General features: G+C 73.3%; 22 protein-coding genes. 17 read left to right on the top strand and 5 right to left on the bottom strand.

Translation table 11 applies throughout. The features are described from left to right. Positions 1–73 precede the first annotated feature (73 nt). Complete coding sequence (locus ACFVDM_RS24865; protein ID WP_383644117.1) at positions 74–529, top strand: hypothetical protein; 456 nt, start codon at positions 74–76, stop codon at positions 527–529. Between the two features lie 78 nt (positions 530–607). Then, a complete protein-coding gene (locus ACFVDM_RS24860) occupies positions 608–2440 on the top strand; it encodes a chitinase (RefSeq protein ID WP_383644114.1) in 1833 nt (610 codons plus the stop codon). A gap of 27 nt (positions 2441–2467) precedes the next feature. Here ACFVDM_RS24860 and ACFVDM_RS24855 read toward each other — a convergent pair whose 3' ends face one another. Beyond that, positions 2468–3019 (bottom strand): phosphatase PAP2 family protein, encoded by a 552-nt coding sequence (locus tag ACFVDM_RS24855; RefSeq protein WP_383644111.1) that lies wholly within the window; start codon positions 3017–3019, stop codon positions 2468–2470. A gap of 378 nt (positions 3020–3397) precedes the next feature. Then, on the bottom strand, positions 3398–4738 hold the full coding sequence (gene gabT, locus ACFVDM_RS24850; RefSeq protein ID WP_383644108.1) for a 4-aminobutyrate--2-oxoglutarate transaminase: 1341 nt from the start codon (positions 4736–4738) through the stop codon (positions 3398–3400). 245 nt (positions 4739–4983) lie between these two features. On the opposite strand from gabT, the gene ACFVDM_RS24845 reads away from it, so the two are divergent. The 12 genes from ACFVDM_RS24845 to ACFVDM_RS24790 all read left to right on the top strand — a co-directional run bounded on the left by ACFVDM_RS24845 (position 4984) and on the right by ACFVDM_RS24790 (position 20920). Further along, positions 4984–7419 (top strand): ATP/GTP-binding protein, encoded by a 2436-nt coding sequence (locus tag ACFVDM_RS24845; RefSeq protein WP_383644105.1) that lies wholly within the window; start codon positions 4984–4986, stop codon positions 7417–7419. Between the two features lie 109 nt (positions 7420–7528). Further along, the gene (locus ACFVDM_RS24840) at positions 7529–9097 is read left to right on the top strand and encodes a PucR family transcriptional regulator (RefSeq protein WP_383644102.1); all 1569 of its coding nucleotides are present in this window, start codon (positions 7529–7531) and stop codon (positions 9095–9097) included. 142 nt (positions 9098–9239) lie between these two features. After that, on the top strand, positions 9240–10685 hold the full coding sequence (locus ACFVDM_RS24835) for an aldehyde dehydrogenase family protein (RefSeq protein ID WP_383644099.1): 1446 nt from the start codon (positions 9240–9242) through the stop codon (positions 10683–10685). A gap of 189 nt (positions 10686–10874) precedes the next feature. After that, a complete protein-coding gene (gene aroA / locus ACFVDM_RS24830) occupies positions 10875–12146 on the top strand; it encodes a 3-phosphoshikimate 1-carboxyvinyltransferase (RefSeq protein ID WP_383644096.1) in 1272 nt (423 codons plus the stop codon). Between the two features lie 10 nt (positions 12147–12156). Continuing rightward, on the top strand, positions 12157–12651 hold the full coding sequence (locus tag ACFVDM_RS24825) for a nucleotidyltransferase domain-containing protein (protein ID WP_383644093.1): 495 nt from the start codon (positions 12157–12159) through the stop codon (positions 12649–12651). 104 nt (positions 12652–12755) lie between these two features. After that, a complete protein-coding gene (locus tag ACFVDM_RS24820; RefSeq protein ID WP_383644090.1) occupies positions 12756–13529 on the top strand; it encodes a hypothetical protein in 774 nt (257 codons plus the stop codon). Between the two features lie 82 nt (positions 13530–13611). Then, positions 13612–14865, top strand: coding sequence for a 1-deoxy-D-xylulose-5-phosphate reductoisomerase (gene dxr, locus ACFVDM_RS24815; protein WP_383644087.1), 1254 nt, complete (start codon positions 13612–13614; stop codon positions 14863–14865). Further along, positions 14862–16172 carry a M50 family metallopeptidase gene (locus ACFVDM_RS24810; protein WP_383644084.1) on the top strand — a complete coding sequence of 437 codons (1311 nt, stop codon included), beginning with the start codon at positions 14862–14864 and terminating at the stop codon, positions 16170–16172. The genes dxr and ACFVDM_RS24810 overlap by 4 nt, the downstream gene beginning before the upstream one ends. A gap of 193 nt (positions 16173–16365) precedes the next feature. Next, the gene (ispG, locus tag ACFVDM_RS24805) at positions 16366–17520 is read left to right on the top strand and encodes a flavodoxin-dependent (E)-4-hydroxy-3-methylbut-2-enyl-diphosphate synthase (RefSeq protein WP_383644081.1); all 1155 of its coding nucleotides are present in this window, start codon (positions 16366–16368) and stop codon (positions 17518–17520) included. 158 nt (positions 17521–17678) lie between these two features. Beyond that, a complete protein-coding gene (locus tag ACFVDM_RS24800; protein WP_383644577.1) occupies positions 17679–18521 on the top strand; it encodes a GNAT family N-acetyltransferase in 843 nt (280 codons plus the stop codon). 49 nt (positions 18522–18570) lie between these two features. After that, positions 18571–19146: a GNAT family N-acetyltransferase gene (locus tag ACFVDM_RS24795; RefSeq protein ID WP_383644078.1), complete on the top strand. Its 576-nt coding sequence runs from the start codon at positions 18571–18573 to the stop codon at positions 19144–19146. Between the two features lie 73 nt (positions 19147–19219). Further along, positions 19220–20920: a proline--tRNA ligase gene (locus ACFVDM_RS24790; protein ID WP_383644075.1), complete on the top strand. Its 1701-nt coding sequence runs from the start codon at positions 19220–19222 to the stop codon at positions 20918–20920. Positions 20921–20992: 72 nt separating this feature from the next. Here the strand turns inward: ACFVDM_RS24790 and ACFVDM_RS24785 are convergent, their stop codons facing one another. Genes ACFVDM_RS24785 through ACFVDM_RS24775 form a run of 3 tightly spaced genes read right to left on the bottom strand, consistent with a single transcriptional unit; the run spans position 20993 to position 23008 of the window. Further along, entirely contained in the window at positions 20993–21931 is a 939-nt protein-coding gene (locus ACFVDM_RS24785) for an aminoglycoside phosphotransferase family protein (protein ID WP_383644072.1), read from the bottom strand. Between the two features lie 28 nt (positions 21932–21959). After that, positions 21960–22487, bottom strand: coding sequence for a ferritin-like domain-containing protein (locus ACFVDM_RS24780; RefSeq protein ID WP_383644069.1), 528 nt, complete (start codon positions 22485–22487; stop codon positions 21960–21962). Further along, a complete protein-coding gene (locus tag ACFVDM_RS24775) occupies positions 22484–23008 on the bottom strand; it encodes a hypothetical protein (protein WP_383644066.1) in 525 nt (174 codons plus the stop codon). The genes ACFVDM_RS24780 and ACFVDM_RS24775 overlap by 4 nt, the downstream gene beginning before the upstream one ends. A 177-nt stretch (positions 23009–23185) precedes the next feature. Here ACFVDM_RS24775 and rimP point away from each other — a divergent pair, with 177 nt between their 5' ends. The 3 genes from rimP to ACFVDM_RS24760 all read left to right on the top strand — a co-directional run bounded on the left by rimP (position 23186) and on the right by ACFVDM_RS24760 (position 25103). Continuing rightward, the gene (gene rimP / locus ACFVDM_RS24770; protein ID WP_383644063.1) at positions 23186–23683 is read left to right on the top strand and encodes a ribosome maturation factor RimP; all 498 of its coding nucleotides are present in this window, start codon (positions 23186–23188) and stop codon (positions 23681–23683) included. A gap of 2 nt (positions 23684–23685) precedes the next feature. After that, the gene (gene nusA, locus ACFVDM_RS24765; RefSeq protein ID WP_147971225.1) at positions 23686–24726 is read left to right on the top strand and encodes a transcription termination factor NusA; all 1041 of its coding nucleotides are present in this window, start codon (positions 23686–23688) and stop codon (positions 24724–24726) included. Between the two features lie 98 nt (positions 24727–24824). Continuing rightward, entirely contained in the window at positions 24825–25103 is a 279-nt protein-coding gene (locus ACFVDM_RS24760; RefSeq protein ID WP_383644060.1) for a YlxR family protein, read from the top strand. Positions 25104–25187 lie beyond the last annotated feature (84 nt).

Raw genomic sequence — 25187 nt, 5'->3', positions numbered from 1 at the left:
TCGGCCCGGCGGCTCTCTTCTCCGTGGACGCACCGGCGATCGGCGCCGGAGCCGCACGGAGGGAGTACCGGTCATGGCGGGCACGGGGGTCAGGGCAGCGGTGGAGTGGCTGGCGTCGGCGGCGCCGGACCCCGGCGCCTGCCGGTGGGCGTGGGAGCGCGATCCGCTGCGGGTGGCGCTGCTCCCGGCCGGCCGGCGCTGGGACGTGCTGACGGTCGCGGGGGAGCTGGGCCGCGTCACGCTGGAGGTGCTCACCCGTCTCACCGGCCGTCCGGGGCCGGTCCTCGCCGACTCCGGCTGCGGCCGCACCGGCTTCTTCGTGCCGCCGGGCACGGTCTCCCACTGGATGGGCACGGGGGTGCGCGGCGCGGGGGAGGGGAGCTGGATCGCGGTGCCCCGTCCGGGCCGGGCCGCGGGCGGTCTGCGCTGGCTGGTGCCGCCGGACGGCTCGGGCACGCTCACCGCTCCCACCACCCTCGAAACCGCGATGCACGAGGCCGCGGCGGTGCTCCGGGGGTGGGGTGGCTGATGCCAGAGGTCTTGACAACCCGATTGGTCTGGACCATGTTGTGCGCCACCACCAATTCCCCCCTGCACGGAGGCCGTTGTGGAACGCACGGGACCCCCCGCCCGCATGACCGGACTTCTGGCCGCCTTCTCGGCCACCCTGCTGGCCGCAGGCGGACTGGCGGCAGCCGCGCCGTCCGCCGCCGCGGCCGACGGCGACCTGGCGCGCAACGGCACCTTCGAGGCCGGTCTGACCGGCTGGAACTGTTCGGGCGGCACCGGAGCCGTCGTCAGCACCCCGGTGCACGGCGGCACGTCGGCGCTCAAGGCCACCCCGGCCGGCGCCGACAACGCCAAGTGCTCCCAGACCGTGGCGGTCAAGCCGGACTCCACGTACACGCTCAGCGCCTGGGTGCAGGGCAGCTACGTCTACCTGGGCGCCGAGGGCACGGGCACCACCGACGGCTACACCTGGACCCAGTCGGCCGGTGCCTGGAAGCAGCTCACCACCACGTTCAAGACGGGCGCCTCGACCAAGTCCGTCACCGTCTACACCCACGGCTGGTACGGCACCCCTGCCTACTACGCCGACGACCTCACCCTCGTCGGCCCCGGCGGCGACCCGGTCGCGATCCCCGCCGCGCCCACCGGCCTCAAGACCTCGTCCGTGACGTCGTCCTCGGTCGGCCTGTCCTGGACCGGCTCCACCGGGGCCACCGGCTACAACGTCTACCAGGGCGGCACCAAGGTCGCCTCCACCACGGGCACCTCGGCGACCGTGTCCGGGCTGAGCGCGTCGACGGCGTACGGCTTCCAGGTCTCCGCCACCAACGAGGCGGGCGAATCGGCGAAGTCCGGCACGGTCTCGGTGACCACCACCGCGGGCGGCGGCGGGGGCGACGGAGGCAACTCCGGCCTGCCCGCCCACGCCCTCGTCGGCTACCTCCACGCCAGCTTCGCCAACGGCTCCGGCTACACCCGGATGGCGGACGTGCCCGACTCCTGGGACGTCATCGACCTCGCCTTCGGCGAGCCGACCTCCGTCACCTCCGGCGACATCCGCTTCAAGCTCTGCCCGGTCACCGAGTGCCCGAACGTCGAGTCGGAGGCCGAGTTCAAGGCCGCCATCAAGGCCAAGCAGGCCGCGGGCAAGAAGGTCCTGATCTCCATCGGCGGCCAGAACGGCCAGGTGCAGCTCTCCACCACCGCGGCGCGCGACACCTTCGTCTCCTCCGTCAGCAAGATCATCGACGAGTACGGGCTGGACGGCCTGGACATCGACTTCGAGGGCCACTCCCTCTCGCTGAACACCGGGGACACCGACTTCCGGAACCCGACCACGCCGGTGGTCGTCAACCTGATCTCCGCGGTGAAGTCCCTCAAGGCCAAGTACGGCGAGAAGTTCGTCCTCACCATGGCGCCCGAGACCTTCTTCGTGCAGCTCGGCTACCAGTACTACGGCTCCGGTCCCTGGGGCGGCCAGGACCCGCGCGCCGGCGCCTACCTGCCGGTGATCCACGCGCTCCGCGACGACCTCACGCTGCTGCACGTCCAGGACTACAACTCGGGCTCCATCATGGGCCTGGACAACCAGTACCACTCGATGGGCGGCGCGGACTTCCACATCGCCATGACCGACATGCTGCTCACCGGCTTCCCGGTCGCCGGCGACACGACCAAGGTCTTCCCCGGACTCCGTCCCGACCAGGTCGCCATCGGCCTGCCGGCCTCCACCCAGGCCGGCAACGGGCACACCTCGCCCGCCGAGGTCACCAAGGCCCTCAACTGCCTCACCAAGAAGACCGACTGCGGCTCCTACCAGACCCACGGAACCTGGCCGGGCCTGCGCGGGCTGATGACCTGGTCCATCAACTGGGACCGCTTCAACAACGGGGAGTTCTCGAAGAACTTCGACGCGTACTTCGGCAACTGATCCCGTACACCGGCGCGCGGCGGCCGGTCACGCACGCCGGACGCGGCGGCTGACCACCCCGAGCACCACCCCGCACAGGCACCAACTGCCCGCCACGTCCAGGGGCCAGTGGTAGCCGCGCAGCACCAGCCCGATGCCCGTCGCCACCGTCAGCAGGACGGAGGCGACGGGCATCGTCCATCGCCACGCGGTGTACCGGGACAGCAGCACCGCCGCCGCCCCGTACGCCACGGCGGCGGTCGCCGCGTGGCCCGACGGGTAGTAGCCGATGTCCGGGGTCAGCGGACCCGGCCGGGCCACCCACTCCTTCACCGGCACGACGAGCAGCGGCACCAGCCCCATGGCCACGGCCGCCGCGAGGGGCGCCCGGCGCTCCCCGCGCCACAGGCACCACAGCAGCGCACAGCCCAGCACGGGCAGCGCGACCTGCGTATTGCCGAGATCGGCCAGGAACTCGGTCAGCCACCGCGGACCGTGCCCGACGACGGCCCGCCCGACGCGCTCGTCGAGGCGGCGCAGCGGCCCGCCGGCGGCGACCTGCCAGGTGATCAGGGCGAACAGGGCCACCGCCACCGACACCAGGGAAACGAGAAGAGCCGTCCGTCCCGGAACAGGGGGGGTTGTTCCGGGACGGACGGCCGGACCGGTGCGCCGCGCGCCCCGGGGGGTGTGGGGCGGGCGGCCGTCCGATCGGTGAGGAGTTCCGGAGCCGGAGGCTCCAGTGGTGTGCGCGAAGGCACCACCGGGACGGTGCCGGGGAAGCCCCGACCCGGTGTCGCCCGCAGATTCCTGCGGGCCGGGTGTTTCTCTCATCTGCGGAAACCGTAGCGTCAGGCGGTGGGGACGGACAGCGGGAACGGTATCCCGCCATGGCCCCCGCACACCTTCTTCACAGGCCCCCACACGGGCACCGGGCATCCCCGGAGAAAACGCCGCGCGCCGCCCCCGGTCCCCGGATCAGATGCGGGCGAACGCCTGCTCGATCACGTCCATGCCCTCGTTCAGCAGGTCCTCGCCGATCACCAGCGGCGGCAGGAACCGCAGCACATTGCCGTAGGTGCCGCAGGTCAGCACGAGGACGCCCTCGGCGTGGCAGGCCTTCGCCAGCGCACCGGCCGCCTCGGGGTGCGGGTCCTTCGTGCCCGGCTTCACCAGCTCGATCGCGATCATGGCGCCGCGGCCGCGGATGTCGCCGATGATCTCCCCGTTCGGGAGCTTGTCCCGCATCTCGGAGAGGCGGCCCTTCATGACCTCCTCGATGCGCTTCGCCTTCCCGTTCAGGTCCAGCTCGCGCATCGTCTCGATGGCCCCGAGCGCCGCCGCGCAGGCCACGGGGTTGCCGCCGTACGTGCCGCCGAGGCCGCCGGAGTGCGCGGCGTCCATGATCTCGGCGCGCCCGGTCACGGCGGAGAGCGGAAGACCGCCGGCGATGCCCTTGGCCGTGGTGATCAGGTCCGGGACGATGCCCTCGTCCTCGCAGGCGAACCACTGGCCGGTCCGGCAGAAGCCCGACTGGATCTCGTCGGCGACGAAGACGATGCCGTTCTCCGCGGCGAACGCGGCGATCGCCGGCAGGAAGCCCTTGGCCGGCTCGATGAAGCCGCCCTCGCCGAGCACCGGCTCGATGATGATCGCCGCGACGTTCTCCGCGCCGATCTGCTTGGTGATCTGGTCGATGGCCTGCGCGGACGCCTCGGCGCCGGCGTTCTCGGCCCCGGTGGGCCAGCGGTAGCCGTACGCCACCGGCACCCGGTACACCTCGGGCGCGAACGGGCCGAAGCCCTGCTTGTACGGCATGTTCTTCGCGGTCAGCGCCATCGTCAGGTTGGTGCGGCCGTGGTAGCCGTGGTCGAAGACCACCACAGCGGTGCGCTTGGTGTACGCGCGGGCGATCTTCACCGCGTTCTCCACCGCCTCGGCGCCGGAGTTGAACAGCGCCGACTTCTTGGCGTGGTCGCCCGGGGTGAGCGCGGCGAGCTGCTCGCACACCTCGACGTACCCCTCGTACGGCGTGACCATGAAACAGGTGTGCGTGAAGTCCGCGAGCTGCGCGGAGGCCCGCCGCACGACGGCCTCGGCGGACGCCCCGACCGAGGTCACGGCGATCCCGGAACCGAAGTCGATCAGCCGGTTCCCGTCCACGTCCTCGATGATCCCGCCCCCGGCACGGGCGGTGAACACCGGCAGCGTGGACCCCACCCCGGCGGCGACCGCCGACAGCCGGCGGGCCTGCAGCTCCGCGGACTTCGGGCCGGGAATGGCGGTGACGACGCGGCGCTCCTGCGGGATAGCGGTCATGCGGGGCTCCTGGGGGGTGTCTCGGACGCTCTTGTTTCTGCAGGCTAGGCGCGGCGAGGGGGAGCGGGCATGCTCCGAACGGGAGTGGTGCGGGGCGTGTCCTTGTCCGCGAAGGACAGAACGCACCGCGCGCACCGCCCCGCCCCGGCCGGTCACCATCCGGGCGCGTTGCTGAACTCACCGTGAGAGCGCACTAGATTGACGGGTGCAGCGGTCGGACCCGGCTGGTCAGGGGGCAACGGTTCATGGAGAACGACGGTACGTACGGCGGCCGGGGCACGCGGGGGGCGCAGCCACCCGACGGCCGGGCCGGAGGACCGGGCGGCTCCGTGCCGCGCCCGGCCGGACCGCCGCCCTCGTTCCCGCCCGCCGTCCCGCCGCCCGCCGCCCCCCACGCAGCCCCGCCGCCGCAGGCCGCGCCCGCGCCGCAGGCCGCCCGGCCCGCGTCGGCCACGGCCACCTGGCTGGACACCCCCCGGCCCGCGACCGCGCCGGGGGTGTGGCGCTTCGCCCATGTGCCCCGGCCCGCCGAGCGGCCGCCGCGCCCCTCGCTGGTCGGCCCGGTGGCCACGCTGGTGCTCTGGCTCCTGCTCTGGCTGCTCCTCACCGAGCGCGCCGTCCCCTATGTGTACAAGCCGATCGAGATCATCACCGGACCCGAGTGGTGGTCCTTCGGCGGCCTCCGGGAGGACGCCCCGGCCCTGGTGGTCAACTCCACCACCCTCTACTACCAGGTGCTGGTGCTCGCCCTCGGCTTCTGGGCCGCCCGCCTCGGCGGCTGGGCCGACGTCTTCCGCTACTTCGCGGGGGACCGGGTCACCCGCGCCCGGCTGTGGCTGACCGCGGGCGGCGCGGCCCTGACCGTCTGGCTCGTCTGGACCCGGCGGGTGCCGCTCGCCGACATCGTCCTGCCCGCCGTCCCCACCAGCTGGATGCGCGGCGGCGGCAACCCGTACGCGGCGCTCCTCGTCGCGCTCGTGCTCTACGCCCTCATCGGCACCGCGATCGTCTGGCCCTTCGCCCGCACCGGCCAATGGGCCGCCGAGCTCCGCCGCCGCACCGGACGCCCCGCACCCGCCCCGGACCGCCCCGCCGCACCCGCACAGCCCGGCGAGGACCGCTCCCACTGGCCCGAACTGCGGGCCGCGGGACACCCGGACGCCGCCGACGCGCTCACCGCCGCCGTGCGCAACGACCGGCTCAACGACGTGGACTGCGTACGGCTGCGCCACGCCTGGACCACCAGCCGCAACCGCCCCGACCTGCGCGAGACGTTCACCGCGGCCGTCCTGCGCAAGGGCGCCGACGCCTGCCTGCACCCCTCCGGCCTGCGTGACCTGCCCCGGCGCACCGCCCTCCACGACGCGCTCACCGGACAGGTGCGCATCGGCTCCTGCGCCGACGACCCGCGCAACCCCTACGCGCGCCGGGGCGTCGGCATGGCGCTGGACCCCGCCTCGCTCGGCACCTCGCTGCTGGTCGTCGGACCGCCCGGATCCGGCAAGACCGAGCGGGTGGTCCGGCCGGTCGTCGAATCCCTCGCCCTGCGGGCGCTCACCGGCCAGGCGGCCGTCCTCGCCGTCGGCGGCGCGGGCGACCGGCTCGGCCCGGACGGCGCCTACGACGTCGTCGTCCGCATCGGCGACCCCGCGTCCGTGCACGACTTCGACCTCTACGGCGGCACGACCGACCCCGACGAGGCGGCCGCCGCCCTCGCCGAGGGACTGGCCGGAGACCTCCCCACCCTGGACACCCGGCGCGCGGCCACCGCACTCGGCCAGCTCCTGGGCCCCTACCGCGCGGTCCACGGCACCTTCCCCTCCGTCCCCGAACTGCGCGAACTCCTCGAAGGACCCGGCCCCGTCCTCGACGGGCTGCGCCGGGCCCTGGAGGCGGCCGGCCACCACCCGATGCTCCGCGAGCTGGACGCCCGCAGGCGCCAGGCCGGCGCCCCCGGGGACCCCGGCGCGGTCCTCGCCGACCGGATCGCGGTTCTTGACCGGCCCGCCTTCGCCGGGTTCTTCGCCACCGGCCCCGACGCCCGCCCCTTCTCGCTGCGCTCCCTGGAGCAGCACCCGCTGCGGGTCCGCGTCGACCTGCCGGAGCGCGCCCACGCGGAGGCCTCCCGGGTGCTGGCCCGGCTCATCCTGGCCCAGTTCAACGCCATCGCCGCGGCCCGCGCCGACCGCGGGCTCTTCGTCTGCCTGGTCCTGGACGACGCGACCCACACGGTCACCGCCGACACCGTCCGGGGCATCCGCAGGCTGCGCTCGGTCAACGCCGGGGCGGTCCTCGCCCTGCGCACCCTGGACGACGTGCCCGAGGAACTGCACACCGCGCTGCTCGGCGCGGTGGGCTGCGCCATGGCCTTCCCCGGCGTCACCACCTGGGACGGCAAACGCTTCGCCGAGGCCTGGGGCAAGGAATGGGTGGAGGTCCGCGAGGTCGCCCAGCACGGCGTCTTCGCCGACCAGCCGCTCACCCGCGCCCTGCACTCCCTGCGGAAACTGGCCACCGGCAAGGCCGTCACCACGGACGCCGTCACCGTCCGCCAGGTCGAGCGCGAACGGTGGTCCGCCTCCGCCCTCGCCTACGAGCTGCCCCCGGGACACGCGGTGCTCTCGCTCACCACGGTCGGCGGCGACCACGCGCCGCCGCTCCTGGTGCGGCTCGGCGACTGACTCCTCCGTACGGCGACGGTGACGGGGACTGCGCCACCCTGGCAGAATCGAGCCGAGCCGTTCATACGCCACGGCGAAGTCGCCCCCGTCCGAAGGTCCCCCGATTCCCATGCCGCCCACGCTCGCCTCGCTCGTCCAGCACTCGGCCCTCAAACTCACGGTGCGGGCCGGGGCGGACCGCCTGGGTGTTCCGGTGCGCTGGGCGCACGCCAGCGAGCTGGCCGACCCCGTCCCCTACATGGAGGGCGGGGAACTGCTGCTGGTCACCGCCACCAACCTCGCCGCCGACGACCCCGAGTCCATGCGGCGCTATGTGCGGCGGCTGGCCGGGGCCGGGGTCGTCGGGGTGGGCTTCGCGGTCGGCGTCACCTACGACGAGGTGCCGCAGCCCCTGGTCGACGCCGCCGAGGAGGCCGGGCTGCCGCTGCTGGAGGTACCGCGCCGCACGCCGTTCCTCGCGATCGCCAAGGCCGTCTCCTCGGAGATCGCCGCCGACCAGTACCGGGCCGTCACGGCCGGCTTCGAGGCCCAGCGCGAGCTGACCCGGGCGGCCCTCACCGGCGACGGACCCGCCGAACTCCTCACCCGGCTCGCCGCCCACATCGACGGCTGGGCCGCGCTCTACGACGCCTCGGGCGCCGTCGTCGCCGCCGCGCCCGACTGGGCGGCCCGCCGCGCCGCCCGGCTCACCCCGGACGTGGTGCGGCTGAGGGAGCGCCCGGCACCGGCCAGCGTCGTCGTCGGCGGCACCGAGGACCGCGTCGAACTGCAGTCCCTGGGCACCGGCCGGCACGTCCGCGGCGCCCTGGCCGTCGGCACCGGAGCGGCGCTCGGCACCGCCGAACGGTACGCGGTCCACTCCGCCGTCGCCCTGCTCACGCTCACCACCGCCCGCAACCGCTCGCTCCAGGGCGCCGAACAGCGGCTCGGCGCCGCCGTGCTGCGGATGCTGCTGGCCGGTCAGTCCGACCACGCCCGCGCCGTCGCCGGGGACCTGTACGGGGGACTGCTCGACGCCCCCTTCCGGCTGGTCATCGCCGAGGCCGCCGACGCCCAGGACACCGCGCCGCTGGCCGAGGTCATGGAGACCGTCGCCGCCCGCTGCGGGGAGACCCTGCTGATGGTGCCGGAGGGCGAGCGCCTGGTCGTGCTGGCCGCGGACGGCGGCGCCGCGGTCGCCGCCTGCACCGGCTACGCCGAGGCGCGGGAGGCCGCGTCCCCGGGCGAACCGGCGGCGGAGGAGCCCGCGGTGACCGTCGGCCTCTCCGCACCGTCCGGCCCGATCGCTGTCTCCGCCGCGTACAAACAGGCCGAACAGGCCCTCTCCGTCGCCCGTCGGCGCGGCAGGGCCCTGGTCGAGCACGAGGAACTGGCCACGGGCTCCGTGCTGCCGCTGCTCGCCGACGACGCGGTCAGGGCCTTCGCCGACGGCATGCTCCGCGCGCTGTACGAGCACGACGCCAAGGGGCGCGGCGACCTCGTCGCCTCGCTGCGGGCCTGGCTCGCCCACCACGGCCAGTGGGACGCCGCCGCGGCGGACCTGGGCGTCCACCGGCACACCCTGCGCTACCGGATGCGCCGGGTCGAGGAGATCCTCGGCCGCTCGCTCGACGACCCGGACGTCCGCATGGAGCTGTGGCTGGCCCTCAAGGTCACCGGATCCCCGGCCACCGCCTGACCGGCCCGCGGCCGGCGCACCGCCTCGGACAATCCGGCGCACCCGTGGACGCCTCTGCTCCACGCCGGACAAACGCCGGGAGGCCGTCACGGCCCTACGGTGGGGACGGCACACCCCACGACTCCGAAGGGCCACCACCTCCATGACCTCCACCCACGCCTTCTGGCTGGCCGGCCGCGAGGCCACCGGCGAGGACAGCTTCGACGTCACCAACTCCTGGGACGGACGCCTGGTCGGCACGGTCAGCGTGCCCACCGAGGCCCAGGTGGAGGAGGCCGTGGCCGCCGCGCACGCGGTGCGCGAGGAGTTCGCGGCCACCCCGGCGCACGTCCGCGCCGCCGCCCTCGACCACGTCGCCCGGCGGCTGGCCGAGCGCACCGAGGAGATCGCCCAGGTGATCTCCGCCGAGAACGGCAAGCCCATCAAGTGGGCCCGCGGCGAGGTCGGCCGGGCCGTCTCCGTGTTCCGCTTCGCCTCCGAGGAGGCCCGCCGCTTCAACAGCGGCGACGCCCAGCGCCTGGACACCGACGCCGGGGGCACCGGCCGGCTCGGTCTGACCCGCCGCTTCCCGCGCGGCACGGTCCTCGGGATCGCGCCGTTCAACTTCCCGCTCAACCTGAGCGCCCACAAGGTCGCCCCGGCCATCGCCGTCGGCGCCCCGATCATCCTCAAGCCCGCCCCGGCCACCCCGATCTCCTCGCTGATCCTGGGCGAGCTGCTGGCCGAGACCGACCTCCCGGCCGGCTCCTGGTCGGTCCTCACGGTCCCCAACGACCGGATGCCCGCCCTCGTCCAGGACGAGCGGCTGCCCGTGATCTCCTTCACCGGCTCCGCCCCGGTCGGCTACGCGATCATGGACTCGGTGCCCCGCAAGCACGTCACCCTGGAACTCGGCGGCAACGGCGCCGCCGTCGTCCTCGGCGACTACGCCTCCGACGCCGACCTCGACTGGGCCGCCACCCGCATCGCCACCTTCTCCAACTACCAGGGCGGCCAGTCCTGCATCTCGGTGCAGCGCGTCATCGCCGACGCCGCCGTCTACGACCGGCTGCTGCCCCGGATCGTCGCGGCCGTCGAGGCCCAGGTCACCGGCGACCCCTCGGACGCCGCCACCGACGTCGGCCCGCTGGTCGACGAGAAGGCCGCCCGGCGCGTCGAGTCCTGGGTCGACGAGGCCGTCCGGGCCGGCGCCGAACTCCTCGCGGGCGGGACGCGCGACGGGGCGACGTACGCGCCGACCGTCCTCGCCGGACTCCCCGACGACGTCACCCTCGCCCACGAGGAGGTCTTCGGTCCGGTCCTCTCGGTGCGGAGGGCCGACGGCGAGGACGAGGCCTTCGCCGCCGTGAACTCCTCCAAGTACGGCCTCCAGGCAGGCGTGTTCACCCACGACATCCAGGCTGCCTTCCGCGCCCACCGCGCCCTGGAGGTCGGCGGCGTGATCATCGGCGACGTCCCCTCGTACCGCGCGGACCAGATGCCGTACGGCGGCGCCAAGCAGTCCGGCGTCGGCCGCGAGGGCGTCCGCTTCGCCATGGACGACTACACCTACGAGCGCGTCCTGGTCCTCACCGGCCTCGCCCTCTAGAGACAACCCCAGGCCCTGCCGGCCGCCGCACGCTTCCGCCCGGACAGTGAGACGGCGGCGGCGGACGGCAGGGGAGCGGCCCGAACCCGGAACTGTGCGGGGGTTCGGGCCGCTCCGGTGCCCGGCCGGGGCGTCCACCCGATGGACGCGCGCCGCCGCCGCGAGCCCCGCACGGCAGGATGGACGCCCGTGACCGTCATCCATGTCCCCGGTTCCAAGTCCGTCACCGCGCGCGCCCTCTTCCTGGCCGCCGCCGCGCACGGCACCACCACCCTCGTACGCCCGCTGAGCTCCGACGACACCGAAGGCTTCGCCGAGGGCCTCGGCGCACTCGGCTACCCGGTGGAGCGCGGGCCGGACGCCTGGCGGCTCACCGGCCGGCCGTCCGGGCCCGCCGCCGCCGAGGCCGACGTCTACTGCCGGGACGGGGCGACCACCGCCCGTTTCCTGCCGACCCTGGCCGCCGCGGGCGAACGCGGCAGCTTCCGCTTCGACGCCTCGGCCCAGATGCGCCGCCGCCCGCTCGGCCCGCTCACCGAGGCGCTGCGCGCCCTCGGCGTCGACCTCCGCCACGAGGAGGCCGAAGGCCACCACCCGCTGCGCATCGAGGCCGCCGGCATCAAGGGCGGCGCGCTCACCCTGGACGCCGGCCAGTCCAGCCAGTACCTCACCGCGCTGCTGATGCTCGGGCCGCTGACCGAGAACGGCCTCACGATCACCGTCACCGATCTGGTGTCCGCCCCGTACATCGAGATCACCCTGGCGATGATGCGGGACTTCGGCGTCGAGGTCGCCCGGAGCGGCCCCGGCGGGACCGTCTTCACCGTGCCGCCCGGCGGCTACCGGGCCACCACCTACGCCGTCGAACCGGACGCCTCCACGGCCAGTTACTTCTTCGCGGCGGCGGCCCTCACGGGCGGCGAGGTCACCGTGCCCGGCCTCGGCGAGGGGGCCCTCCAGGGCGATCTGGCCTTCGTCGACGTGCTGCGGCGGATGGGCGCGGACGTCCGTACGACGGCCGAGGCCACGACGGTCCGCTCCACCGGCCGCCTCGACGGCCTCACCGTCAACATGCGCGACATCTCCGACACCATGCCGACCCTCGCCGCGATCGCCCCCTTCGCCTCCGGACCGGTCCGCATCGAGGACGTCGGCAACACCCGGGTCAAGGAGTGCGACCGGCTGGAGGCGTGCGCGGACAACCTCCGGCGCATGGGCATCACCGTCTCCACCGGCCCCGACTGGATCGAGATCCTGCCCGGCACCCCGGCGCCCGCCCGGATCGAGACCCACGGCGACCACCGCATCGTCATGTCCTTCGCCGTCACCGCGCTGCGCACGCCGGGCATCACGTACGACGACCCCGGCTGCGTCCGCAAGACCTTCCCCGGCTTCCACGACGCCTTCGCCGCCTTCGCGGAGCGGCTCGTACGGGAGATCCCGCGCGGCACGGGAGGATAGGCTCCGCGGCATGATGTCCGCGTCCGAAGTGCTGTCCGTACTCGCTCTGTTGGAGGAGGCCGGTACGGAGGTGACGCTGGCCGGCGGCTGGGGGGTCGACGCCCTCGTCGGCGAGGAGACCCGCGCGCACGGCGACCTCGACCTCCTGCACCGGCAGGAACAGGAACCGGCCGTCGTCGCGGCGCTGGCGGCCGCCGGGTACGCCGAGACGGTGGACCAGCGCCCCGTGCGCTTCGTCATGAGCCGCCCCGACGGCGCCTCGGTCGATCTGCACCCGCTCCGCTTCGCCGCCGACGGCTCGGCCGTCCAGTCCTCGTTCGACCCGGATGAGCCGTTCGCCTACCCGGCGGACTGCTTCGTCAGGGGGACGGTCGGCGGGCGCGGGGTGCGCTGCGTCTCGGCCGCCCGGCAGGCCGACTTCCACCGCGGCTACGAGCCGCGCCCGCAGGACCTGCACGACACGGCCCTGCTGCGGGACAGGTGCGGCGTGACGACGCACTTCTGAGACCGAGCGGCCCGGCGGACCCCGGACCGCGGACATCCAGCACAATCGACCGTCGGCCGGCGGCGCGAGCGCGGGCGCCGGAGGATCAGGAAATGGGGACAGGCATGCACGGGGTGAGGAACCAGCGGGTCCGGTGGCGCCGGGCGGCGGCCGTCGGGATCGCCGTCGCGACGGTGCTCGGGGCGTCGGCCTGCGGCAGCGACAAGGACGAGGACGCCGGGGCGGCCGAGGACGCCAAGGCGTCCGCCCCGGCCACCGGGACCCCGGCGCCGACGGCCGGTGCGCCCGACGAGGCCCGGCTGACGGCGGCCTCCCTCACCGACGGCCAGAAGATCGGCCGCTACACGGCCTCCGAGTACGTCCTCGACGGCCCGCTCGGCGACGGCTACACCGCGTCCCCCGCCGTCTGCCAGCCGCTCGTCAGCCTCGCCGCCGAGGCCGCCGACCCGGACCCGGCCGCACAGGTCCAGCGCAAGGTCGACATCCCGGACGAGATGCTCGGTCTCACCGTCGACGTCACCCTGCGCAGCTACGGCGGCGACGGGGCCGCCGCCGTGATGAAGTCCCTCGACAAGGCGGGGAAGGACTGCGCCGGCGGATTCACCGAGGAGCGCGCGATCGCCTCCGCGAAGTACCTGAAGGTCGAACCGGCCAAGGCCCCCGCCTTCGCGTCCGAGGCCGACGAGGCGAAGGCGTACCGCTTCACGATCCTCGACGTGAAGGGGAAGGCCACGCTGTACGAGTACCTCACGGTGGTCCGCTCCGGCACCACGACCCTCGCCTTCCGCGGGGAGATCACCGGCACCCGGGACATCGGCGGGGTACCCCCGGAGATCATGACCGCCGCCTGGACCGCGTTCCGTTCGGCGAAGGGCTGAGGACACCGTGAGCGAACCGTCCCGACGCGGCGCCGGGGGCGCCCTGTCCTCGCACACAGCCGATGCGGCAACAATGGGGGGCATGAGCGACAGCCCCGCCCCCCTCGCCGACCCGCATCTCGTCTTCGACGCCGTGGAAGGCCGCCGGGATCTCGTCATCCTCGGCTCCACCGGGTCCATCGGCACCCAGGCCATCGATCTGGTCCTGCGCAACCCCGACCGCTTCCGCGTCACCGCGCTCTCCGCCGCGGGCGGACGCGTCGCCCTCCTCGCCGAACAGGCCCGCCGCCTGCGGGTGCGTACGGTCGCGGTCGCCTCCGCCGACGCGGTGCCCGCCCTGCGCGAGGCGCTGGCGACGGAGTACGGCACCGGCGAACAGCCCCCCGAGATCCTCGCCGGACCCGACGCCGCCACCGAACTGGCCGCGAGCGACTGCCACACCGTGCTCAACGGCATCACCGGCTCCATCGGCCTCGCGCCGACCCTGGCCGCGCTGAAGGCGGGCCGCACCCTGGCGCTCGCCAACAAGGAATCGCTCATCGTCGGCGGCCCGCTGGTCAAGGCACTCGCCGCGCCCGGCCAGATCATCCCCGTCGACTCCGAGCACGCCGCCCTCTTCCAGGCGCTCGCCGCCGGCACCCGCGCCGATGTGCGCAAGCTCGTCGTCACCGCCTCCGGCGGACCCTTCCGGGGCCGTACCCGGGACGAACTCTCCGGCGTCACCCGGGAACAGGCGCTCGCCCACCCGACCTGGGCCATGGGCCCGGTCATCACGATCAACTCGGCGACCCTGGTCAACAAGGGCCTGGAGGTCATCGAGGCGCACCTCCTCTACGACATCCCGTTCGAGCGCATCGAGGTCGTCGTCCACCCCCAGTCGTACGTGCACTCCATGGTCGAGTTCACCGACGGATCCACCCTCGCCCAGGCCACCCCGCCCGATATGCGCGGCCCCATCGCGATCGGACTGGGCTGGCCGCAGCGGGTTCCCGACGCCGCCCCCGCCTTCGACTGGACCAAGGCCTCCACCTGGGAGTTCTTCCCGCTGGACACGGAGGCCTTCCCTTCCGTCGGGCTCGCCCGGCACGTGGGCGCCCTGGGCGGCACCGCCCCCGCCGTGTTCAACGCGGCGAACGAGGAGTGCGTGGCCGCGTTCCTGGACGGGCGGCTGGCGTTCAACGGGATCATGGACACGGTCACCGCCGTCGTCGAGGAACACGGCACACCGGCGGCGGGAACTTCGCTGACGGTCGCGGACGTCCTTGAAGCGGAGGCCTGGGCGCGGACCCGGGCCCGGGAACTCTCGGCCGAGGCCACCGCGGAGGCGCGCGCATGAGCTTGACGACGATCCTGCTGACGATCCTCGGCATCGCGGTCTTCGCCTTCGGCCTGCTCTTCTCCATCGCCTGGCACGAACTCGGCCACCTCTCCACGGCCAAGCTCTTCGGCATCCGCGTCCCCCAGTACATGGTCGGCTTCGGGCCGACGATCTGGTCCCGGAAGAAGGGGGACACGGAGTACGGCATCAAGGCCATTCCGGCCGGTGGCTACATCCGCATGATCGGGATGTTCCCGCCGGGCCCGGACGGCCGGCTGGAGGCCCGCTCCACCTCGCCGTGGCGCGGCATGATCGAGGACGCCCGCTCCGCCGCCTTCGAGGAACTGGAACCGGGCGACGAGACCCGCCTCTTCTACACGCGCAAGCCGTGGAAGCGCGTCATCGTGATGTTCGCCGGACCCTTCATGAACCTGGTCCTGGCCGTGGCGATCTTCCTCGGCGTCGCCATGACCTTCGGCTTCCAGACCCAGACGACCGATGTCGCCGGCGTCCAGAAGTGCGTGATCGCGCAGAGCGAGAAGCGCGAGACCTGCAAGGCGTCCGACCCGGTCTCGCCCGCCCAGGCCGCGGGGCTCAAGGTGGGCGACAAGATCGTCGCCTTCAACGGCCAGAAGGTCGACGAGTGGTCCACGCTCTCCGACCGGATCCGCGACACGATCGGCCCCGCCACCCTCACCGTCCAGCGCGACGGGCAGGAGCAGACCCTGCACGCCGTACTCAAGCGGAACTCGGTGGCGAAGAAGGACTCCGACGGCGAGGTGATCCCCGGGAAGTTCGTCGACGCCGGCTACCTCGGCTTCGCGGCCAAGACGGAGATCCTCCCGCTCACCTTCGGTGAATCCGTCGTCCGCATGGGCGACATGATCGAGAACGGCGTGGACTCGATCATCGCCCTGCCCTCCAAGATCCCGGACCTCTGGGACGCGGCCTTCAGCGACGGCGAGCGCGCGGCGGACTCCCCGGTGGGCGTCGTCGGCGCCGCCCGGATCGGCGGCGAGGTGATGACGCTGGACGTCCCGGCGCAGAACCAGATCGCGATGATGCTGTTCCTGCTGGCCGGCTTCAACCTCTCGCTGTTCCTCTTCAACATGCTCCCGCTGCTCCCGCTGGACGGCGGACACATCGCGGGCGCCCTCTGGGAGGCGCTGCGCCGCAACCTCGCCAAGGTCTTCCGGCGCCCCGACCCGGGCCCGTTCGACGTGGCCAAGCTGATGCCGGTCGCCTACGTCGTCGCCGGGGTGTTCATCTGCTTCACCCTGCTCGTCCTGGTCGCCGACGTCGTCAATCCGGTCAAGATCTCCTGACCGCTCCCGGACGCGCCGCGCGAGTCCCCGTACACCCCGAGTGACGGGTGGTGCGCGCGGTGCGTCCGGGCCGCCGGATTTTTCCCGGGCTCCCGGACGCGGTGTGCTCCGGGCCGCACGCGGTGACGTAACCTCGAAGGCCGGAGCCCGCCGATCTCGGGACCTTGATCCACACCTTGGGGATGCTCAGCGCATGACTGCGATTTCTCTCGGAATGCCCGACGTTCCGACCAAGCTCGCCGACCGGAGGGTCAGCCGCAAGATCCAGGTCGGCTCCGTGGCGGTCGGCGGGGACGCACCGGTCTCGGTGCAGTCGATGACCACGACGCGCACCTCGGACATCGGCGCCACCCTCCAGCAGATCGCCGAACTGACCGCCTCGGGCTGTCAGATCGTGCGCGTGGCCTGTCCGACCCAGGACGACGCGGACGCGCTGGCGACCATCGCCGCGAAGTCCCAGATCCCGGTGATCGCGGACATCCACTTCCAGCCGAAGTACGTGTTCGCCGCGATCGACGCCGGCTGCGCGGCCGTCCGCGTCAACCCGGGCAACATCAAGCAGTTCGACGACAAGGTCAAGGAGATCGCGCGCGCGGCCAAGGACGCCGGCACGCCGATCCGCATCGGCGTCAACGCCGGATCGCTGGACGCCCGGCTCCTCCAGAAGTACGGCAAGGCCACCCCCGAGGCCCTGGTCGAGTCCGCGCTCTGGGAGGCGTCGCTCTTCGAGGAGCACGACTTCCACGACATCAAGATCTCGGTCAAGCACAACGACCCGGTCGTCATGGTCAACGCCTACCGCCAGCTCGCCGCCCGGTGCGACTACCCGCTGCACCTCGGCGTCACCGAGGCCGGCCCCGCCTTCCAGGGCACCATCAAGTCCGCCGTCGCCTTCGGCGCCCTGCTCAGCGAGGGCATCGGCGACACCATCCGGGTCTCCCTCTCCGCCCCGCCCGCGGAGGAGGTCAAGGTCGGCATCCAGATCCTGGAGTCGCTCAACCTCCGCCAGCGCCGCCTGGAGATCGTCTCCTGCCCCTCCTGCGGCCGCGCCCAGGTGGACGTCTACAAGCTCGCCGACCAGGTCAGCGCCGGGCTCGAAGGCATGGAGGTGCCGCTGCGCGTCGCCGTCATGGGCTGTGTCGTCAACGGCCCCGGCGAGGCCCGCGAGGCCGACCTCGGTGTCGCCTCCGGCAACGGCAAGGGCCAGATCTTCGTCAAGGGCGAGGTCATCAAGACCGTCCCCGAGTCGAAGATCGTCGAGACCCTCATCGAAGAGGCCATGAAGATCGCCGAGCAGATGGAGAAGGACGGCATCGCCTCCGGCGAGCCCGAGGTCTCCATCAGCTGACCCCGTGTCCCTCCCGACCGCGCCCCGCCGGAGCACCGCTCCGCGCGGGGCGCGGTCCGTGAGCGGGGCGGCGGCCGATCCCGGCCACGAGCGGCGGTCCACAGCCTCTGCGGGTACAGTGCGGAAATCAGCAGACCGTATGGTGAGGCCCCCTCGTGTTGACGCACACCACCACCCGGGTCCTCGAACCCAGCGACCTCGGCGCCGCCCTCGCGGTGCTGGAGAGCGACCCCGTAGCCAACGCCTTCGTGACCTCCCGGGTCCAGATCGCCGGCCTCGACCCCTGGCGCCTCGGCGGCGAGATGTGGGGCTGGTACGCCGACGGGCACCTGCGCTCCCTGTGCTACTCCGGCGCCAACCTCGTCCCCATCTGCGCCACACCCGAGGCCGTCCGCGCCTTCGCCGACCGCGCCCGCCGGGCCGGCCGCCGCTGCTCGTCGATCGTCGGCCCGGCCGAGCCCACCGCCCAGCTCTGGCGGCTGCTGGAGCCGGGCTGGGGCCCCGCCCGCGAGGTCCGCGCCAACCAGCCGCTCATGGTCACCGAGAGCCCCTCCGCCGAGATCGCCCCCGACCCGCTGGTGCGCCGCGTCCGCAAGGACGAGATGGAGGTGCTCATGCCGGCCTGCGTGGCCATGTTCACCGAGGAGGTCGGCATCTCCCCGCTCGCCGGTGACGGAGGCCTGCTCTACCAGGCCCGGGTCGCCGAGCTCATCGGCGCCGGCCGCTCCTTCGCCCGGATCGACGACGGCAAGGTCGTCTTCAAGGCGGAGATCGGCGCCACCACCCCGCAGGCCTGCCAGATCCAGGGCGTCTGGGTCGCCCCGGAGTTCCGCGGCCGGGGCCACTCCGAGACCGGCATGGCCGCCGTCCTGCGCTACGCGCTCGCCGATGTCGCCCCGGTCGTCAGCCTGTACGTCAACGACTTCAACACCCCCGCCCGCAAGGCGTACCGCCGCATCGGCTTCCGGGAGACCGGCGCCTTCATGAGCGTCCTGTTCTGACCCGGCCGGACCGTACCCCGCACCGCGCCGCGGACAGTAGGGTCGGTTCATGGCAGCACTTCCCGGGGAAGGCCCCCGCACTCCCGGCGTCCGGATCGCACCGATCGATCTCGCCGCACGCGTGGACGAGGCGCTCGCCGTGCAGGCCGTCGCCTTCGGTCTCGGACCCGACGAGGTCAACATCCGCCGCCACATCGTGCTCCGGCACCTGGAGCACCCGGAGGCCCGCGCGCTCGGCGCGCTGACCCCCGCCGGCGACCTGGTCGGCTTCGTCTACGGCATGCCCAACGAACGCGGCCACTGGTGGTCCACCGTCGTCGAGCCGTATCTGCGCGCCACCGGCTCGGCGGGCTGGCTCGACGACGCCTTCGTCATCACCGAACTGCACGTTCACCCCGACCACCAGAACCGGGGCGTCGGCAGGGCCCTGATCACCACCGTCACCGACGGCGTGGACGAGCCCCGCTCCATCCTCTCCGCCATCGACACGGACAGCCCCGCCCGCGGCCTGTACCACTCGCTCGGCTACCGCGACCTGGCCCGGCAGGTGTTCTTCCCCAGTGCCCCGCTGCCGTACGCGGTCATGGGAGCACCGCTTCCGCTGCCCCGGCGCGAACCCGCCTGAGCGAATCGATTTCCGCCCGCCGCCGCTGCCCGGCTAACCTCCTGCACATCACCCTTCCGAGCAGGAGTTCATCATGGCCCAGGTCCAGCGCATGTCCCGATTGATGATCAAGACACTGCGCGACGACCCGGCGGACGCCGAGACGCTCAACCACAAGCTCCTCGTCCGCGCCGGTTACGTACGCCGCACCGCGGCCGGCATCTGGTCCTGGCTGCCGCTCGGCAAGAAGGTGCTGGAGAACATCACCCGCGTCGTCCGCGAGGAGATGGACGCCATCGGCGGCCAGGAGGTGCTGCTCCCCGCCCTGCTGCCCAAGGAGGCGTACGAGGCGAGCGGACGGTACGACGAGTACGGCGACCTGCTGTTCCGCCTCCAGGACCGCAAGGGCGCGGACTACCTCCTCGGCCCCACGCACGAGGAGATCTTCACCCAGGTCGTCAAGGACATGTGCTCGTCCTACAAGGACCTGCCCGTCATCCTGTACCAGATCCAGACGAAGTACCGCGACGAGGCCCGCCCCCGCGCCGGTGTGCTGCGCGGCCGCGAGTTCCAGATGAAGGACTCGTACTCCTTCGACACCAGCGACGAGGGCCTGGCCGAGGCCTACCAGCTGCACCGCGCCGCCTACATCCGGATCTTCGAGCGCCTCGGCCTCGACCACCGGATCGTCTCCGCCGTCTCCGGCGCCATGGGCGGCTCCGCGTCCGAGGAGTTCCTGGCCCCGGCCCCGGCCGGCGAGGACACCTTCGTCGACTGCCCGAACTGCGACTACGCGGCGAACACCGAGGCCGTCACCTTCGTCGCCACCGAGGTGGACGGATCGGCGGCCGGCCCGGTCGAGGAGCTGGACACCCCCGACACCCCGACCATCGAGACCCTCGCCGCCCACCTCGGCGTCCCGGCCTCCGCCACCCTGAAGAACCTCCTGGTCAAGGTCGACGGCGAGATCGTCGCCGTGGGCGTGCCCGGCGACCGCGAGGTCGACCTCGGCAAGCTGGGCGAGCACCTGGCCCCCGCCGTCGTCGAACTCGTCACGGCCGAGGACTTCGTCGGCCGCCCCGACCTGGTCCGCGGCTACGTCGGCCCCCAGGGCCTGGAGAAGGTCCGCTACATCGCCGACCCCCGGGTCGCCGCCGGCACCGCCTGGATCACCGGCGCCAACAAGGACGGCAAGCACGCGAAGAACGTCGTCGCGGGCCGCGACTTCGAGGTCGACGACTACCTCGACGTCGTGGTCGTCGAGGCGGGCGACCCCTGCCCCAAGTGCGGCACCGGCCTCCAGGTGGACCGCGCCATCGAGATCGGCCACATCTTCCAGCTCGGCCGCAAGTACGCCGACATCTTCTCGCTCGACGTCCTCGGCCAGCAGGGCAAGCCGGTCCGCGTCACCATGGGCTCGTACGGCATCGGCGTCTCCCGCGCGGTGGCCGCCCTCGCCGAGCAGACCGCCGACGACAAGGGCCTGTGCTGGCCCCGCGAGGTCGCCCCGGCCGATGTGCACGTCGTCGCCGCCGGCAAGGCGCTCCAGACCGAGCTGGCCCTCGACGTCTCCGAGAAGCTGGGCGCCGCCGGTCTGCGGGTCCTGGTCGACGACCGCCCCGGCATCTCGCCCGGCGTGAAGTTCACCGACTCCGAGCTGATCGGCGTCCCCCAGATCCTGGTCGCCGGCCGCCGCTCGGCCGAGGGCGTCCTGGAGCTGAAGGACCGCCGCACCGGCGAGCGCGAGGAACTGACGGTCGAGGAGGCCATCGCCCGCCTGACCGCGCGCGACTGATCCCGCCGAACGCCGAAGGGCCCCGCACGGACGACCGTGCGGGGCCCTTCGGGGTGTACGGGAGAGGTCCGGCTACAGCCAGCCGGCGAACTCCAGCGTCACCTCGCCCTCCTCACGGCGGCCCGCGGCCAGCGCCCGGGTGCCGGACTCGACCGCGCGGAACAGCGTCCAGCCGTACAGCCGGTCCTGGTCCACGTCCAGGGAGTCGGCGAGCTTCCGGATCCGGCGCCGCGCGGTCCCCGCCCCGCTGGGCGAGGCGATCAGGTCCTCGACCCGGTCCCGCACCAGCCGCGCCAGATCGTAGGCGCGTTCCCCCACGACCGGCTCCGGGCCGACCGTCAGCCAGGGCGCGCGTTCGCCCGAGAGCACCTTGCTCTGGCGGAAGTTGCCGTGCAGCAGCAGCGTCTCGGGGGAGTCCGCGACCAGTTCCTCGCGGGCCGAGAGCGCCGCCGCGACCATGTCCGCGAGCGCGGGATCGGCCTCGGCGGCCTCCCGCATCGGGGCGGTCCTGCGCCCGGTCCGCTCGGCGACCGTCTCGAAGCCGTGCCTGGCCGGCGGTTCCACCCAGAGCCGCCGCACCGTGCCGGCGGCCTCCAGGAGCGCCTTGGCCTCCGGCAGCGAGCGCAGCGACATCTCGGGGTGCAGCCGCTCCAGCAGCAGCGCCCCGCCGGCCTCCCGCCCGTCGCCCGCGGGGTCCTCGCCGGGCCCCGGGAGGAGCATCACCGCGCCCCAGCCGTTCCAGTGCGCCAGCGCCGCCCGTTCGCACTCCGGCGCCGCCCCCGAGGGGGCGAGCTTGAGCGCCGCGGGGGTGCCGTCGGCCGCCCGGACCAGCAGGACCAGACTGGAGCGCCCGCCGGGCGCGGCGACCCGTTCCACGGTCAGCTCCCGGCCGCCGGCCGCCAGGGCCCGCTCGGTCAGTTCCGGAAGCCCTGCGAGCCAGTCCCCGGCGGCCGTATCCCCGTACGACTCGCCGAGCGCTCGCACCAGACGCTGCGGCGGTTCAAAACCCATACGTGCCGTGTTCCCTTTCAGAGCTTCTTCAGTGCGTCGCGCCGTCCCGGGCCTTCGCATCGGACCCGGCCCGGGTGCCGGGCCCGGCCGCCTTCCTCTCCGCGGTCCCGTCCTTCAGGGACCCGTCCGGGGCCCGCTCGGCGAGCCCGGGAAAGGCTACGCCGCCGCCCCGCCAGCGCACGGCGCGCACCGCGGCCTCCCGCAGGGCGTCCGCCGCCGACCGCCGCAGCGGCCCCTGTGAGGCCCGCACGAGGTCGGAGTAGACATCGGCCACCCCGTCCTCCAGCGCGGCGGCGAGCCGGACGGCCGAGGCCGCGTCCGGTACCGCGAAGGGCAGAGCGTACGCGGCGGCCGCCGCCACCGGTTCACCGCCCAGGTCCCGGACCGTGCGCACCAGCGCGTCGCGTCGGGCGCGGTGGGCGTGGTGCGCGGCGGTCGCCTCCGGGCGGCGGGCCGGCGCCACCCGGGCCCCGGCGACCCCGTAGCCGTACACGGCGGCGTGCTCGGCCGCCAGCGCCGCCTGGGCGGCCCGCAGCGTCCCGTCGTCCTCGCTCATCCCTCGGTCTCCTTCGCCAGCGCGGTCAGCAGATAGGCGTGGGCGGAGGCCGCGGCGGCGACCGAGGCGAGCAGCCGGGCCAGTTCCGGCGGGGCCTTCATCAGCGCCTCGGTGTGCGCGGCCGCGGCCTGCCGCTCCGCGGTGGCCAGGGCCCGTACGGCCGCCGCGGCGGTCGTGGTGCCCGGCCGGGTCCGGACCATGGAGAGCGAGGCGCCGGTGCCCTTCCCGAACGCGAGGACATGGGCGCGCACCGCGTCGCGCAGCGGCGCGAGACCGGACGCGGTCGCCGGATGGGCCTCGATCACGCTGTCGTACCGGGCCAGCAGGGTGGTGCCGACCTGCCGTGCCGCCGTCCGCAGGGTGGTCTCCGTGCGCGCCGCCGATACCCGGTCGGCGGAGGTCCCGGTGCCCGCGCGGGCACCGTCCCCGTCATCGCCGCCGCAGCCGGCCAGCACCGCCCCCGTGGCCACCGCTCCCGCGGCGGTGAGGGCCCCCCTGCGCGTCGTCCCCGTGCGCCGCACTTGTTCTCCTTCGGGCTTGAACCTGTTGTGACTGGATCTGTCCTGAAGTGATCACCGCAGGCGAGCGTACCCGCGCCCGGCGGGCAGGCGGACGGCAACACCCCTTGCGACCGGATACCCTTTGACCTGACACGCGACGATCCCCACAACAGCACACGCGGCCGAGGAGTCACCCGGATGAGCACCACCCAGAGCGAGAGGCTGCGCGGGCTGGTCGAACCGCTCGTCAGCGCCGAGCAGCTGGATCTGGAAGAGATCGAAGTGTCCCGGGCCGGCCGTCGCCGGGTCCTGCGGATCATCGTGGACTCCGACGAGGGCGTGGAGCTCGACACCTGCGCGGATCTGAGCCGCGCGATCTCGGCCCGGCTGGACGAGACCGACGTGATGGGCGAGGACGAGTACGTCCTGGAGGTCAGCTCCCCGGGCGCCGACCGCCCGCTGACCGAGCACCGCCACTACGTCCGCGCCACCGGCCGGCTGGTCAGAATCGTCCCGCGCGAGGGCGCCGAGCTGGTCGCCCGGGTGCTGGACGTCGACGAGGAGGGCCTCGATCTGGAGGTCCCCGGCGTCAAGGGCCGCAAGCCCACCTCCCGCCGGATGGCCTTCGACGACATCGCCAGGGCGCGCGTGGAACTGGAATTCAACCGCAAGGACAAGAAGGAAGAGGAGGCGTAGCCGTGGACATCGATGTGAAGCTTCTGAAGGGCTTGGCGCAGGACAAGGAGATCCCGTTCGACGTGCTCGTCGAGGCGATCGAGTCGGCCCTCCTCATCGCGTACCACCGCACCGACGGCAGCCACCGCCGGGCGCGGGTCGAGCTGGACGAGCGCGGCCATGTGACCGTGTGGGCCAAGGAGGACCCGGCCGATCTGGAGGAGGGCCAGGAGCCCAAGGAGTTCGACGACACCCCGTCGGGCTTCGGCCGGATCGCCGCGACCACCGCCAAGCAGGTCATCCTGCAGCGGCTGCGCGACGCGGAGGACGACCGGACCTTCGGCGAGTACGCCGGGCACGAGGGCGATGTCGTCACCGGCGTCGTCCAGCAGGGCAAGGACCCGAAGAACGTCCTGGTCGACATCGGCAAGCTGGAGGCCATCCTCCCCGTCCAGGAGCAGGTGCCGGGCGAGGAGTACACCCACGGCCTGCGGCTGCGCACCTATGTCGTCCGGGTCGCCAAGGGCGTCCGCGGTCCGTCCGTGACGCTGTCGCGGACCCACCCCAACCTGGTGAAGAAGCTCTTCGCGCTGGAGGTCCCGGAGATCGCCGACGGTTCCGTCGAGATCTGCGCGATCGCCCGCGAGGCCGGCCACCGCACCAAGATCGCGGTCCGCTCCACCCGCTCCGGGCTCAACGCCAAGGGCGCCTGCATCGGCCCGATGGGCGGCCGGGTCCGCAACGTGATGGCCGAGCTGCACGGCGAGAAGATCGACATCGTCGACTGGTCGGACGACCCGGCGGAGATGGTCGCCAACGCGCTTTCACCCGCACGGGTGAGCGAGGTCGAGGTCGTTGACCTCGGGGCCCGTTCCGCCCGGGTGACCGTGCCGGACTACCAGCTCTCGCTGGCGATCGGCAAGGAGGGCCAGAACGCCCGGCTCGCCGCCCGGCTGACCGGCTGGCGCATCGACATCCGCCCCGACACCGAGACGGACGCCGAGCGCGACGTCGCGGACCGGGAGCGGGCCGAGCGGGCCCGGGAGCGTTCCGAGCGCCGCTGAGGGAATAGATCTCGACGGCACGCCGCTGAGATCACGACAACATCCGTTCGATTTTTGCCCCAAAGGGGTGAGGTCGGTGCGGGGAGGTAGACTTAATCGTGTCTGGCCGGACGCACGCCCGCGCTTGCCCCGAGCGAACCTGTGTGGGATGCCGGGAGCGAGCGGGCAAGAGCGAGCTGCTGCGCATCGTGGCGGACGGGGACGCCTGCGTCCCCGATCCTCGCGGTACGCTGCCCGGCCGGGGTGCGTATGTGCACCCCGTCTCCGTCTGTCTGGACCTGGCGGTTCGCCGCCGGGCATTCCCCCGGGCCTTCAAGGCCAAGGGGCCGTTCGACCCCACTGCGGTGCAGCGGTTCGTCGAGCGGGTGACACCGTAGGAAATGAACGGCACGGGACCCCGTGCGGTCAGGTACCTCGCGAGTTGGAAGTAGGTCGAGATTGCGATGAGCACTCGATGAGTA

This window comes from Streptomyces sp. NPDC057682, assembly GCF_042799575.1.
Lineage (GTDB): Bacteria > Actinomycetota > Actinomycetes > Streptomycetales > Streptomycetaceae > Streptomyces.
Note: the sequence above shows the minus strand (reverse complement) of the source record. Positions and strands in the feature narration are given on the sequence as shown.